Origin of the sequence: Streptomyces sp. NPDC059456 (assembly GCF_042750055.1) — a bacterium.
GTDB lineage: Bacteria > Actinomycetota > Actinomycetes > Streptomycetales > Streptomycetaceae > Streptomyces.
In genome coordinates this window covers 1-13,097 of sequence record NZ_JBHYVA010000132.1, presented here as the reverse complement: position 1 = coordinate 13,097, position 13,097 = coordinate 1, and the positions used below count along the sequence as shown (strand labels likewise).

Sequence of the window (13,097 nt, the reverse complement as noted above, 5' to 3'; positions counted from 1 at the left end):
GACGCCGGGGCCCGCGCACCCCCCCCCACCCACCCCCCGAAAGCTCGGCGAGGGCGCCGCCCGGGCGGCGGAGATCCTCGAACGCTACGGCTACGCGAAGGCCATCGTCCTGGCCCGCTTCCTGCCCATCGTGCGGACCGTACTGAACCCGCTCGCCGGGGTCCTGAACGTCCCGGCGCGCACGTTCGCCCTCTGGCAGGTCCTGGGGGGTCTGCTGTGGACCGTCGGTCTGGTCCTGGCCGGGTACGCCCTCGGCGCCTCCGTACCGAACGTCGACCACTACCTGCTGCCGATCATCGCCGTCATCGCCGCCGTGTCCCTGATCCCGGTGGGCCTGGAAGTGCTGCGCTCCCGCCGCACCTCCCGCACCTGACGGCAGGCGGGCCCCGGGTGACCGGCCGGACACCCGGAGCCCGCCCTGACCGACGAGGTCAGATGCTCGCCCGACTGCGCTCCTGGCGGTGGGCGTAGCCCATGAGGCCGATGAGGACCGCGAGCAGCACGGCGGACGAGCCCATGGTGCCGAGGTCCAGGCCGCCTTTGGCGATCGGCTTGGTGAGGAAGTCGCCGGCGGTGGCCCCCAGCGGGCGGGTCAGTACGAAGGCGATCCAGAACAGCAGGACGTTCGGCACAGCGGGCACCGGCACCAGGGCGAGGAGCACGCCGAGCAGTGCGGAGACGAGAAGCGCGCCGCCCAGGTATCCGAGTCCGGAGCTGTCGGACAGGAAATCGCCCATGGAGGTTCCGAGCGTGTTGGAGACGAGGATCGCCGACCAGAAGAGGGCCTCGCCACGAAGCGAGGTGATGTCGCGGATGACGAACGTCATGCCGGTGAACTTCCAGATGACGAAGATCGCGACCAGGATCGAGACGAGGATCGCCGCACCGACCGGGTAGCCCAATCCCAGGCCCTGCGGGCCCCAGCCCAGCGAAGCGGACCCGCTGGAGAGGTACTTTGCGCTTGCGTCACGATTCATGAAGTCGGACATGGTGGTGCCGGCCATGCTGGTGGACAGGATGACGGTCCAGTAGAAGAAGGGGTTGTACCGCTGGGAGCCGAGCTGGATCACCAGCGTGACCACGAAGATCAGGAACAGCGCGATCGTGGTGAGGAAGTAGCCGAGTCCGAGGGTCTGGGCGAAGAGGTCCCCCGCTGTTTCACCGAGGGTCGTGGCCGCGATCTTCATGATCCAGAAGGCCAGTGTGACCTCCGGGAGCTTTTTCATGACGTACTTTCCGGTGCCGACGACGTCCAGTTGGCCGGTCAGCGTTTCTGACTGTTCCAATGTCCATTACTCCTGGTCGGTGCATCGGCGCCGCACTTTCGTGGAGCGGGACGCCGTGTGGGCAGCGAACGGTCCCGCGGTGTTCGCGGAGCGTCACGTCCCCTGCGGCGGTGAAGTGACCGTGTCCGGGCGCGACTTCGCTTTCCCCTGACACGAGATGCGAACGACCCCGGTTCGATGCATGACGGCTCACGGCTCCGGGCAGCGGGGGAGCCTCCACCGTCGCCTCACCGGTCCCGGGTGCGCAAGGAGTCACGACAGCCGACCCTGCCGGACGCGACCTGAACACATCCTGAACGCCTTCGTCGGCACCCTGTGTTGCGCCGCCCTCGACCACGGGCTGCTGTCGGCCTGGGCCGCTTCACGAGGAAGCGGTGGTCGGCCGGGGCGAGTCGGGCGCTCTCAGGAGCCGGGCACCAGCTCCGCCGTGCGGCCGGTGGCCGTGAGCCGGCCCGCGTCCAGGACGTGGACCGTGTCGGTGTAGGCGGCGATCAGGTGGAGTTCGTGGGAGACCATCACCGTGGTCAGGCCACGTTCCGTGCGCAGCCGGGCCAGGAGTTCCATGACCGTGAGCGCGGTCCCGGGGTCGAGGGCCGAAGTGATCTCGTCGCAGAGCAGGTAGGCGGGGTCGGTGGCGAGGGCCCGGGCGATGGAGACCCGCTGGCGCTGGCCGCCCGACAGTTCACCGGGGTGGCGGCCGGCGAAGTCCGCCGGGAGTTCGACCTGCCGCAGGAGCTCGCCGACCCGGCCCGCGATCCGTGGCCGCGGCACCCCGCCGTGCAGGCGCAGGGGCCTGGCGAGTGCGGCGCCGATGGTGTGCGAGGGGTTCAGGGCGTCGAGGGGGTTCTGCGGTACGAGTTGGATCCGGCGGTGGTGTTCGCGCCGGCGCTTGCGGGCGGTGGAGGCCAGCGGGCTGCCGTCCAGGGAGAGGGTGCCGCGATCAGCGGGGTGGAGTCCCGCCAGGACCCGGAGCAGGGTGGTCTTGCCGGAGCCGGACGGTCCGATGATGCCGGTGGCGGTGCCGGGCGGGGCGCTGAAGTCGACCGCGTCGAGAGCCTGGTGGCGGCCCGCGCGCTGGGTGAAGGCGACGCTGACGCCCTTGGCGAGGAGGCCTCCCCCACTCTCGGGGACCTGTGCGGCGGGAACGGCGCCGGGGCGCGTGGGCTGCCGGGACGGCCGGTGCGGCGGCTGCGGGCCGGAGAGGCGGACGACGTGGTCGGCGCAGGCTTCGACGAGTTCGGGGTCGTGGCAGGCCATGACGACGGCCAGCCCCCGGGTGGCGGCCAGGTCGCGGAGCAGTTCGGCGATCTCGTCGCGCAGGGCGGAGTCGAGTCCGGCGGTGGGTTCGTCCAGGAGGAGGATCTCGGGAGCGCGGGCCAGGGCCCGGGCGAGGGCCACGCGGCGCTGCTGGCCGCCGGATATCGCGGTGGGACGCCGGTCGGGGAGGCCGTCATCGACCGGGAGACGGCATTCGCGCAGGAGGCCGAGGACGGCTGCCTCGTTCCGGTCGGTGGCGGTCTCGGCGACGATGTGGCGGATCTTCATCCGGGGGTTGAGGGCGGAACCGGGGTCCTGGCCGACGTACGCGATGCGGGTGCGGCGCAGCAGACGCAGTTCTTCCGGGCCGAGGTCGCCGGGGTTGTGGCCCAGGACGTCGAGGGTGCCGGAGGTGATGGCCGCCCCGTCGGGGAGGTGGCCGATCAGTGCGCGGAGCAGGGTGGTCTTGCCGGAGCCGGAGGGGCCGGTGAGTGCGGTGATCCGGCCGGAGCGGAGGGTGAGCGAGGCCGGGTGCAGCAGCACCGGGCCGTGGGGGATGCGGATTTCGAGATCGGTGGCCGAGGCCACGGCGGTGGCCGGGACCGGGGTGGACCGGTGGGCCGTTGCGGGTGCGGTGTCGCTCACGGGGTGGTCACCGCCTTGAGTGCGGAGCGGGAGGCGAGGGAGGCGGAGGCCAGGTTGAAGCTGATCGCCAGGACGGCGATGGCCAGGCTGGGGGCGAGTACGGCCCAGGGGTTGAGGAGGATGCCGGGGGCGTTCTCGCGGATCATCAGGGCCCAGTCCGCTGCCGGTGGCTGGGGGCCGATCTGGAGGAAGCCGGCCATGGAGATGACGTAGACGGCTTCGACGAAGCGGAGCCCGAACAGGGCGAGCACGGTGGCCCGCAGGTTCGGCAGCAGTTCTCGCAGGGCGATGTGGACGGTCCGTTCGCCCCGGGCGGTCGCCGCTTCGACGTAGCCGGCCGACGCCAGGGGGGCGGCCGCGGAGGCGACGATGCGGATGGCGTACGGGGTGCCGAGGACGACGGCCGCGGCGACGACGGCCCAGCGTCCGCCGCCGGGCCAGGCCAGGGCGATCAGCATGATGCCGAGGACCGGCGGGAGCAGGATGAACACGTCGGCGGTCCGCTCGACGGCGCGGCCGAGCCGGGGCCGCAGGGCGGCGGCGCAGCCCGCCACGACGGCGAGGGCGGTGACGACGACGGCGATCAGGAGTGCGCCCGCGATCAGGGCGGAGCCGCCGTGGAGCAGCCTGCTCAGTACGTCGCGTCCCAGCTGGTCGCCGCCGAGCGGGGCGCCGTCGCCGGCGGCGGCGTACGGCGCGGTGACGGGCTTGTCCAGGGGATGTTCGGCGAGCCACGGCCCGGTCAGGGCGGCGATGACGAGGAGCAGGCCGGGCGCGATGCGCAGCAGGGTCCCGGACCGGCTCCGGCTCCGGCTCCGGGCGGGCTTCGCGGGAGCCGCCGTGTCGGGAAGGGCTGTGTCGGCGGCGCTCACGGGCGTCCTCCCAGGGTACGGGCGCGCAGCAGGTCGGCGGCGAGCAGGACGAGGCTGATGGCGGCGCCGGCGCAGGCGACCACCCCTGCGATCAGCGGTGTGTCGCGGCTGCTGACCGCGGCGGCCAGGACCGAGCCGATGCCCGGGTAGTTGAAGAGGGTCTCCACGACGACGGCGCCCCCGAGCAGCATGCCGGTGGAGGTGGCGATGCCGGTGGCGATGGCGGGGACCGCGCCGGGCAGGGCGTGGCGCAGCACGATCCGGTGTACGGGCAGTCCGTCGAGGCGGGCGGCTTCGACGTGGGGGGTACGGGCCTGGTCGGCGAGGGCGCCGCGCACGATCCGGGTGTTCCAGCCGGTCTGCGGGATGACCAGGGCGAGGACCGGCATGACCAGCATCGTCCAGTCGGCGAGGGAGCCGTCGGCGCCGGTGAGGGTGACGGCCGGCAGCCAGCCCGTCCAGAGGGACAGGACGAGCAGCAGGCCGACGGAGACGACGAACTCCGGTACGGCGAAGGCCGCGGTGGAGGTGTGGCCGATGATCCGGTCGGTGAGCCCGCCGGGGCGGGAGGCGGCCCAGCAGCCCAGCGCGAGGGAGGCGATGACGGTCAGCACGAAGGCGGTGCCGCCGAGGAGGAGGGTGTTGGGGAGGGGGTCGGCGAGGAGGTCGGTGACCTTCTGGCCGCGGGCGCTGGTGCCGAGGTCTCCGGTGGGCAGCGCGGTCATCCAGTCCGCGAAACGTTCCCAGACCGGCCGGTCGAGGCCGAGCAGGTGGCGGCGGGCTTCGACGTCGGCGGCGCTGTCCCCGCGTTCCGAGCCGGCGCTCGCGGCGTCGCCGGGCAGCAGTTCGACGGCGGCGAACACGGCGGCGAGCAGGATGACGAGCATGAGGGCCCGGCGGGCCACGGCGGCGGCCGGCCGCAGCAGGAGGCGCGACGCGGTGGCCGCCCCCGTCGTGGCGGGGGCGGCCACCGTGTGCTGCCGGGCCGTGCGGCTCAACTCAGCCACGCGTTCTCGAGCTGCACGCGGCCGTAACCGGGCAGCTTGGGAAGGCCCTTGACCTTGGCCGCGGCGAGATCGATGCCGTCGGCCATCCCCCACAGCAGGTAGCCGGAGCGTTCGTACTCGATCTGCTGGAGCTCCTTGAGGGCCGCGGCGCGCTCCTTCTCGTCGGCGGTGCCGATCGCCTTGCGGTAGGCGGCGTCGAAGGCCGGGTCGGCCCAGCCGGCCTCGTTCTGTCCGGCTTCACCGGCCATGGTCTTGGAGGCGAAGAAGACCACCGAGTCGTTGGTGCCCCAGTAGGTGGTGTAGAAGTCGCCCGTCTTCCAGGTCTTGTCCCAGAAGGCGCCGGACTCCTGCTTGACCACTTCGACCTTGATGCCGGCCTCGCGGGCCTGATTGGCGAACAGCGTCGCGGACTCGGCGAGTCCGGAGATGTCCTCGGTGGTCACCAGAGAATAGGTCTTGGTGAGGTCGAAGTTGGCCTCGGCCAGCAGTTTCCGGGCTTTCTCCAGGTCGCGCTTGCGCTGGGGGACGTCCTTGGCGTAGGCGGGGTCGCCGGTGCCCATGATGTCGTTGGCAACGGTGCCGTAGCCGGAGAGGACCTGCCTGACCATGGCGTCGCGGTCCACGACCAGGCGCATGGCCTCGCGCACGCGCGGGTCGGCGAAGGGGCTGCCGGCGGCGGCGCGCATGACGATGGGCATGGCCATGTCGTTGGGCCGGCGCAGGACCTGGACGTCCTTGCGGGTCTCGGCGGTGCGGGCCGCGACGGCGCCGACGTTCGAGGCGACGTCGATCTGGCCGGCGAGCAGAGCATTGGCCATGGCCTGCGGGGTCTCGAACATGGTGACCTCGATGGCGTCGAGGTGCACGGTGCCGCCGTACCACTTGTCGTTCCGGACCAGGCGGGCGTTGCCGCCCCGGTACCAGTCCAGCTTGAACGGGCCGGTGCCGGGTGCCTTGTCGAGGGCGTTGTCGGGGGTGTCCTTCTTCAGGACGAAGGTGGTGAGCCGCGTCAGGAGGGGGAAGTCGGCGTTGGCGTAGTCCGAGACGATGACGACGGTGTCGGCGCCTTCGGCCGTGATGCTCTCCGCCCCCTTGACGCCCGGCAGACGGGAGGCGCCGGAGGGGGTGTTGCGCAGGCGGCGCAGCGACCAGACGACGTCCTCGGCGGTGACCGGGGTCCCGTCGTGGAAGGCGGCGCCCTGGGCGATCTTGAACTTCCAGGTCTTCAGATCGGCCGAGGACTCCCAGGAAGCAGCCAGGCGCGGCACGGTGTTGGACGTGGATCCGGGCATGGCCAGGGTGTCGAAGACCAGCGCGATGACCAGGTAGTCGCTCTCGTTGGCCTGGGTGCCGTGCGGGTCACGGGTGATGGCTCCGGCGCGGCCGAGTGCCCCGATGCGCAACGTGCCGCCGCTCTTCGGCTTTCCGTCTCCCGCGGACGCCTTGTCGCCGGTGGCGTCACCGCTCCCCGAGGAGCAGGCGGCGAGCAGTGCCGCCGCGCCCATCGCTCCGCCGGCCCACAGCACCTGGCGCCTGTTGAAGTTCACTTACGTCCTCGATCCACTGAAGCAAGGGGAAGTTACTTAGGTTTGCCTACCCTAATGACAACCATTACCGCAAGTCGCCGGCCTCGATGGGATGCATGTCCGAATATCGCTCCCGCATGACCTATCACTAAGGTTTGCCTTACCTCACTTCGATGTTACGGTTCGACTCATCCGCCGGTTCCGCGGATCAATGACGGATCGTCAATAAGCCGTCACACCTTGCCAGTTACGCACTTCCGCGCCCGAACCACCGGAACCGCCGGAGTCCGTACCTCAGAACCGGGGATCCCCCCTGCCATCCGACGAAACGGATCTCTTCGCCATGAGCACGGCAGCCGCACCCGTTCGCCAGCTCGATGCCCAGACCGTGGGTGAACTCCGCCAGGCGGCCGAGAAAATCCTCGCCGAGTTCGGCACTTCCGCCACGAGTCCCGCGCTCCTGGCCCGCGTTGCCGAGAAGGCCGCGTCCCTGAGCCAGACCTTGCGCGCGCACTGCCGCCCCGTCGACACCGAGGACGGGCTGTACATCCTGCGCGGCCTGGAGGTGGACGACGACGCCATCGGCACCACACCGTCCAGCTGGGCCACCGCCGGGGACAGCGGCGCGGTCCACGACATCACCCTGCTGCTCCTCTCCACCGTGATGGGCAACCCCATCGCCTGGGAGGGCCAGCAGAACGGCCGCTTCGTACACAACATCGTCCCCGCAGCGGGCCACGAAACCGAACAGACCGGCGCCAGCAGTGCGGTGCTCCTCAGCCCGCACACCGAGGACGCGTTCCACCCCGGCCGCGCCCACCTCCTGATGCTCGGCTGCATGCGCAACCCCGACAACATCGCCACCACCGCGGCCAGCATCCGCAAGACCCGCCTCAGCGACGAGGACATCGACCTCCTCACCCGGCCGGTGCTGCCGATCCTCCCCGACGACGCCTACGAGGAAGCCCAGGGCTACGCCGACGAGGCTCCGCCCGCGGTACCCGCCCTCTTCGCCGCCGAAGACGGCATGACCCTGCGCTTCGACCCCGCTTACACCCCGCTGGACGAGGCCGACGAGGCCTACCGCGGCGCGTACGGGCGCCTCGCGGACGAACTGGCCCGCGTCTCCGTCGCCGTCAGCCTCGACCCCGGCGACGTCCTCATCGTCGACAACGACCTCGTCGTCCACGGCCGGGTGCCCTTCCGGGCCCGTTACGACGGCACCGACCGCTGGCTCAAGCGCGCCTCCGTCCGCGTCCCCGGCCGGCGCACCCGCCCCGAGGCCGAAACCGGCGAACACGGCTACGGCCAGAGCGCCCTCGAAGCGCACGCGAGCTGACCACCCGCCCCGCACCCGGAGGAACACCACCATGACCGACACCCCGGCCGCCCCCGCAGCGGCCACATCCGACGCCGCACCCGGCGACGACACGCACCTGCGCATCCTGTCCACCACCGACCTCGCCGGGATCGACATATCCCTGGCGGACGTGGTGGCCACCGTGGAAGGCGCCTACCGCACCCTCCAGGCCGGCCAGTCCGACAACCCCCGGAAACTGACCGTCAAGCCGCAGGACGGTCACTCGGTCTCCTACGCGATGCTCGGCCGTGACGGCTCCCGCGAGGTCGTCGCGATCAAGACCTCCTACAAGCACGGCCTCGACAAGGGGCGTGAGGAGCAGCACTACTACACCTCCCTGACGCTCTACGACGACGTCACCGGCCTGCCCGTCGCGATGATGGACTGCTCCCGCATCGGCTCCCTGCGCACCCCGGCCGTCTCGGCCCTGCTCGCCCGCGAACTGGCCGCCCCCGGCGCCCGCACCGCCCTGGTCATCGGCACGGGTACCCAGGGCCGGCTCGCGCTGCCGTTCCTCCTCACCACCCTGCCGGACCTGGACCGGCTCCTGCTGTCCGGTACGCACCCCGAGGGCATCGCCGCGGTCCGCGAGCAGCTGCGGACCCACTTCCCCGACCGGGACGTGGAGATCGTCACCGACCTGCGGGCCGCCGCCGCGGACGCCGACGTCATCGTCGCCACCGCCGGCGGGCACACGCCGGCCGCCGTGGAAGCCTCGTGGCTGAAGCCCGGCGCCCTGTCGGTCCTGGTCGGCCACGGCCTGGCCCCGTCCACCCTGCACGAGGCCGACCGCGTCATCGCCACCAGCGAGGCGCAGATGAACGTCACCGGCACGGACATGGCCGATGCCGAGGGCAAACTCCCTTCCGTGGACGCCGAGTTCCCGCCGGTCCTCGCGGGCGTGAGCGCCGGGCGCACCGGCGCCGACGAGCGGATCTTCGCCTACAACAGCGGCCTCGTCGTCACCGACATCGCCCTGGGTCACCGCTTCGCCCAGCTCGCCCTCGCACAGGGCCTGGGCACCGAGGTCCCGCTGTGGCGGTGAACGGCCGTCCCCTGCCGGCTCTTCCGGTGCTCCCCGATGCCGCCGCCGAGCAGGTCGTGGCCTGCGGGCTGCTGCCCGAGCTGGCGTACGCGTTCGGCGGCCCGTTCCACTTCCTGCTGCCCGAGGCCTTCGACGCGAACCTGCGGGCCATACGGGAGGCGCTCGCCGCGGCCGGGGTCGACGGCTCCGTGTACTTCGCGAAGAAGGCCAACAAGGCCGCGCTCTTCGTCGAACGCGCCGCGGCGGGCGGGGCCGGCGTGGACGTCGCCTCCGCCGCCGAACTCCGCGAGGCCCTCGGCCACGGCGTACGGGGCGAGCACCTCGTCGTCACCGGCCCGGCCAAGGACCGGACCCTGCTGCACCTGGCCGTCCAGCACGGAGCGCTGATCGCCGTGGACTCCCTCGACGAACTCGACGCCCTCGTCACCACCGCGCTCACCGGCCGCATCCGGCCCGCCCGGATCCTGCTGCGCGTCCTGCCGCCCGCCCAGCCGCACAGCCGCTTCGGGCTCACCGACGCCGAACTGGCCACGGCCCTGGACCGGTGCGTCCGGGGCGGGGACGCCGTCCGGATGGAGGGGTTCAGCTTCCACCTGTCGGGCTACGCCCTCCAGCCCCGGGCCGACCTCGCCGCCCACCTCGTCGAGTTGTGCCTGGGGGCCCGCGTCCAGGGGCTGGAGGCCTCGCGGATCAGCATCGGCGGCGGGCTGCCCATCAGCTACACCGACGCGGACAGCTGGCACACGTTCCTCGCCGGACACAAGAGCAGCCATTACCACGCGGGCAAGACCTTCCACACCGGGGACTTCTACCCGTACCACTCCCCCGTGGCCGGCGCCGACGCCCTGGCCGCACTGCTGGCCACCCGGCCCGAAGGCCACCAGCACCCGCTGGCCCGGCTCCTGCGCGACGCGGGCGTGCTGTTGCTCCTGGAGCCCGGACGGGCGCTGCTCCACCAGGCAGGGGCGACGGTCTTCGGGGTCCAGGGCGTCAAGCAGCGCGACGGATACCTGATCCTGACCGTGGACGGCACGAGCCTGAGCCTGTCCGAGCAGTGGTTCAACAGCGAGTACCTGCCCGACCCGGTCCTGATCCCCCGTGAACCCGACGGCCTGGACAACGCCGACGGCTCCGACGGTGCCTTCCCCGCATGCGTGGGGGCGGCCACCTGCCTGGAATCGGACATGCTCACCTGGCGGAAGATTCCCTTCCCCCGCCGCCCCCGCACCGGTGACCTGCTCGTCTACCCGAACACGGCCGGCTACCAGATGGACTCCAACGAGTCCCCCTTCCACGACCTGGCCCTGCCGCCGAAGGTCGTCATCGACCGGACGGACCGGCCCCGCCCGCGCTGGCGCCTCGACCGCCATGTCGCCTGAAGCCCAGCCCCACCCGCTGCCCGACACCGCCCCAGACACTCTGGAGTCACCGATGCCCGGAGCCCTTCAGCGCCCCACCGTGGTCTCCCGCGTATCCGATCTCATCGGCTACACCCCCCTCCTCGAACTCGCCACCACCGAAACCGGCAGCCGCCTGCTGCTGAAACTGGAGATGTTCAACCCCACCGGCACCGCGAAGATCCGTATGGCCAAAGCCATGATCGATGCGGCCGAGGCCTCCGGCGAGCTGCGCGAAGGCGGCCGGATCATCGAGTCCACGTCGGGCAACACCGGCCTGGGCCTGGCGGTCATCGCCGCCGAACGCGGATACGCCTTCACCGCCGTCGTCGACAACCACGCCTGTACGGACAAGCTGCGCGGCATGAAGGCCCTGGGTACCGAACTGGTCTACGTCGTCGACGACGGCACCGAGGAACTCGCCACCGCCGCACGCGAGGAGCTCGCCGAGGACATGGCCCGCGGCCAGGACAACGCCATCTTCACCGAACAGCACAACAACCCCGCCAACGGTGTCGGATACTTCCCCGTCGCGCACGAACTCCACGAGGCCCTCGACGGCCGGATCGACGTGCTCATCGGTGCCGTCGGCACCGGCGGAGCCCTCTGCGGCACCAGCCGGGAACTGACCAGGCTCATGTCCGGCTTCACCGTCATAGGCGTCGAGCCCAAGGGCTCCATCGCCTTCGGCGGCCCCGCCCACGACTACTACCAGTCCGGCACCGGCACCCCCGAGGGCGCCGAGATCGGTGCCCTCGTCGACTTCGACCTCATCGACGAAGGCGTCAAGGTCGGCGACGTCGAGGCGTTCGCCACCTGCCGCGCGGTCGCCCGTAGGGGCCTCCTCATCGGAGGCTCGGCCGGCGGGGTCGTCTACGAGGCCCTGACCAGGCTGGCCGCCCTGCCGCCGGGAACCACCATGGTCGCCCTCGTCAACGACGGCGGCGAGAAGTACATGGACACCGTCTTCAACGACCAGTGGATGCAGGACCGCGATCTCCTCGACGCCGGGGCCGAGCGGGAAATCGACGAGCTACTGACCAAACTCCGCGGGAACCGGTAAACCATGCTGAAAACTCTCCTCCGCGACAGCCGTGCACTCGGCGTCCTCGCCGTGCCGCTGATCCTCACCCAGTTGGCGCAGGTGGCCCTGACCACCACCGACACGGTGATGATGGGTCTGATCGGTACCCGCGAACTCGCCGCCGGCGGCCTGGCCATCGTCATCTTCAACCAGCTCCGCACCATGGGAGTCGGTCTCGTCACCTCCGTCGGCAACCAGACAGCCGCCGCGGCGGCCCGCGCCGAGCGGGCCGTCGGCGAGAGCAACGGGGCCGGGGGCGACGGCGGTTCCGCGGAAGAGAGAGCGCACGACGAAGTCCGCTCGATAGTCCGGGCGAGCCTGGCCGTCGCCACGCTCGCCGGACTCGTCGGCGCCGCCTTGATGGTCCTCATCGGCCAGGCCCTCCCGTGGCTCGGCCAGGACCCGGACGTGGTCGGTCTCACCCGGACCATGCTCTTCGCCCTGGCCCCGGGCCTGCTCCCCTGCCTGTGGTTCCAGGCCGTACGGCAGTTCACCGTCGGCATGCGCCGCCCCCAGGCCCTCCTGCAGATCACCATCGCCTCCATCGCGGTCAACGCTGGCCTGAACTGGATCCTGATCCACGGCACGTTCGGGCTGCCCCGCCTCGGCCTCACCGGCGTCGGCATCGCCACGTCCAGCGTGTACCTGCTGTCCTTCCTCGCCCTCCACCTCTCCGTGAAGAGGGACCGGGAACTGGCACCGCTCCTGAGCCTGGACATCACCAAGGCCGATGCGGCCACGGTCAAACGTCTCGTCGGGCTCGGCATCCCCATCGCCGCCACCTACGGCTCCGAGGCAGGCTTCTTCTCCGTCACCGCCCTGATGGCGGGGTCCTTCGGCCCGGACGCGCTGGCCGCGCACACCGCCGTCAACCAGCTCGTCTACATCGTCTTCCAGGTCGCCGTCGGCCTGTCCCACGCCGCGTCGATCAACGTCAGCCGGGAGCTCGCCCTCGGCCACCACGACGACGCCCGCCGCCTCAAGAACACCGCCCTGGCCTGCGCCGCCACCGTGATGTCCGTCGTCGGACTGCTCTACCTCACCTTCCCGAAGCTCGTCCTGGCGCCCTTCCTGGACTCCGGCTCCGACCGGGCCCTGACCATCGCCACCCAGCTCCTGATCGTCACCGCCCTCCTCCAGTTCTTCGACTGCGCCCAGAACATCGGCGTCGGACTCCTGCGCGGCCTCGACGACACCAGGAGCGGCTTCCGCATCACCCTCATCGGATACTGGGCCGTCGGACTCCCCGCATCCTGGCTCCTCGCCTACGCGCTGGGCCTCGACACCCTCGGCATCTGGCTCGGCCTCCTGACCGGCCTCGCGGCCACCGCGCTGCTCCTCCTGCGCCGGTACTCCCACTCCCTGACCCGCCGCGAACGGGCGCACACCGCCCCCGCCGTCGCCTGACGCCCGCCATGTGACCCTCGGGCAAGGCGTGCGGCTTCCGCCTCCCGGTGCAATCCATCGCCCCCGGTGTCGGTCCCGGGGGGGGGGCGCGGCGGCGGCGGGGGGGGCGCGGGGCGCCGCGGCGGCCCCGCAGCGACGCGCCGGCGCCGACACGCACGAAGCGGGGCGCGCCCCCCCCGCCCCCCCCACCGCGACGCGGTAGCCGAGCGCG

General features: G+C 71.6%; 10 protein-coding genes and 1 pseudogene. 6 read left to right on the top strand and 5 right to left on the bottom strand.

Annotated features, from left to right (window positions below; all coding sequences use genetic code 11):
- Positions 1 to 373, top strand: a pseudogene (locus ACFXA3_RS14540) (DedA family protein); the annotation flags it as partial.
- Positions 374 to 431: 58 nt separating this feature from the next.
- On the opposite strand, the gene ACFXA3_RS14535 reads toward ACFXA3_RS14540, so the two are convergent.
- The 5 genes from ACFXA3_RS14535 to ACFXA3_RS14515 all read right to left on the bottom strand — a co-directional run bounded on the left by ACFXA3_RS14535 (position 432) and on the right by ACFXA3_RS14515 (position 6,614).
- Positions 432 to 1,286, bottom strand: coding sequence for a hypothetical protein (locus ACFXA3_RS14535; protein ID WP_385186716.1), 855 nt, complete (start codon positions 1,284 to 1,286; stop codon positions 432 to 434).
- Positions 1,287 to 1,688: 402 nt separating this feature from the next.
- Positions 1,689 to 3,188: an ABC transporter ATP-binding protein gene (locus tag ACFXA3_RS14530; protein ID WP_385186714.1), complete on the bottom strand. Its 1,500-nt coding sequence runs from the start codon at positions 3,186 to 3,188 to the stop codon at positions 1,689 to 1,691.
- A complete protein-coding gene (locus tag ACFXA3_RS14525; RefSeq protein WP_385186711.1) occupies positions 3,185 to 4,060 on the bottom strand; it encodes an ABC transporter permease in 876 nt (291 codons plus the stop codon). Before ACFXA3_RS14525 ends, ACFXA3_RS14530 begins: the two co-directional genes overlap by 4 nt.
- On the bottom strand, positions 4,057 to 4,947 hold the full coding sequence (locus ACFXA3_RS14520; RefSeq protein ID WP_385186727.1) for an ABC transporter permease: 891 nt from the start codon (positions 4,945 to 4,947) through the stop codon (positions 4,057 to 4,059). The genes ACFXA3_RS14525 and ACFXA3_RS14520 overlap by 4 nt, the downstream gene beginning before the upstream one ends.
- A 107-nt stretch (positions 4,948 to 5,054) precedes the next feature.
- Complete coding sequence (locus ACFXA3_RS14515; RefSeq protein ID WP_385186709.1) at positions 5,055 to 6,614, bottom strand: ABC transporter substrate-binding protein; 1,560 nt, start codon at positions 6,612 to 6,614, stop codon at positions 5,055 to 5,057.
- A 322-nt stretch (positions 6,615 to 6,936) separates the two neighbouring features.
- Here ACFXA3_RS14515 and ACFXA3_RS14510 point away from each other — a divergent pair, with 322 nt between their 5' ends.
- From ACFXA3_RS14510 to ACFXA3_RS14490, 5 genes are read left to right on the top strand one after another with little or no spacing between them, the layout of a single operon-like run.
- Complete coding sequence (locus ACFXA3_RS14510; protein ID WP_385186706.1) at positions 6,937 to 7,932, top strand: TauD/TfdA family dioxygenase; 996 nt, start codon at positions 6,937 to 6,939, stop codon at positions 7,930 to 7,932.
- A 31-nt stretch (positions 7,933 to 7,963) separates the two neighbouring features.
- Entirely contained in the window at positions 7,964 to 8,998 is a 1,035-nt protein-coding gene (locus ACFXA3_RS14505; RefSeq protein WP_385186703.1) for an ornithine cyclodeaminase family protein, read from the top strand.
- Positions 8,989 to 10,377 carry a Y4yA family PLP-dependent enzyme gene (locus tag ACFXA3_RS14500; RefSeq protein ID WP_385186700.1) on the top strand — a complete coding sequence of 463 codons (1,389 nt, stop codon included), beginning with the start codon at positions 8,989 to 8,991 and terminating at the stop codon, positions 10,375 to 10,377. Before ACFXA3_RS14505 ends, ACFXA3_RS14500 begins: the two co-directional genes overlap by 10 nt.
- A 52-nt stretch (positions 10,378 to 10,429) precedes the next feature.
- Positions 10,430 to 11,458 (top strand): cysteine synthase family protein, encoded by a 1,029-nt coding sequence (locus ACFXA3_RS14495; RefSeq protein WP_385186697.1) that lies wholly within the window; start codon positions 10,430 to 10,432, stop codon positions 11,456 to 11,458.
- A gap of 3 nt (positions 11,459 to 11,461) precedes the next feature.
- A complete protein-coding gene (locus ACFXA3_RS14490) occupies positions 11,462 to 12,886 on the top strand; it encodes an MATE family efflux transporter (protein WP_385186694.1) in 1,425 nt (474 codons plus the stop codon).
- Positions 12,887 to 13,097: the final 211 nt, after the last annotated feature.

Bases quoted from the DNA above. Each gene is read 5' to 3' on its own strand.
- ACFXA3_RS14505 (WP_385186703.1), top strand. From the start codon at position 7,964: ATGACCGACACCCCGGCCGCCCCCGCAGCGGCCACATCCGACGCCGCA.
- ACFXA3_RS14510 (WP_385186706.1), top strand. From the start codon at position 6,937: ATGAGCACGGCAGCCGCACCCGTTCGCCAGCTCGATGCCCAGACCGTG.
- ACFXA3_RS14490 (WP_385186694.1), top strand. From the start codon at position 11,462: ATGCTGAAAACTCTCCTCCGCGACAGCCGTGCACTCGGCGTCCTCGCC.
- ACFXA3_RS14495 (WP_385186697.1), top strand. From the start codon at position 10,430: ATGCCCGGAGCCCTTCAGCGCCCCACCGTGGTCTCCCGCGTATCCGAT.
- ACFXA3_RS14520 (WP_385186727.1), bottom strand. From the start codon at position 4,947: ATGCTCGTCATCCTGCTCGCCGCCGTGTTCGCCGCCGTCGAACTGCTG.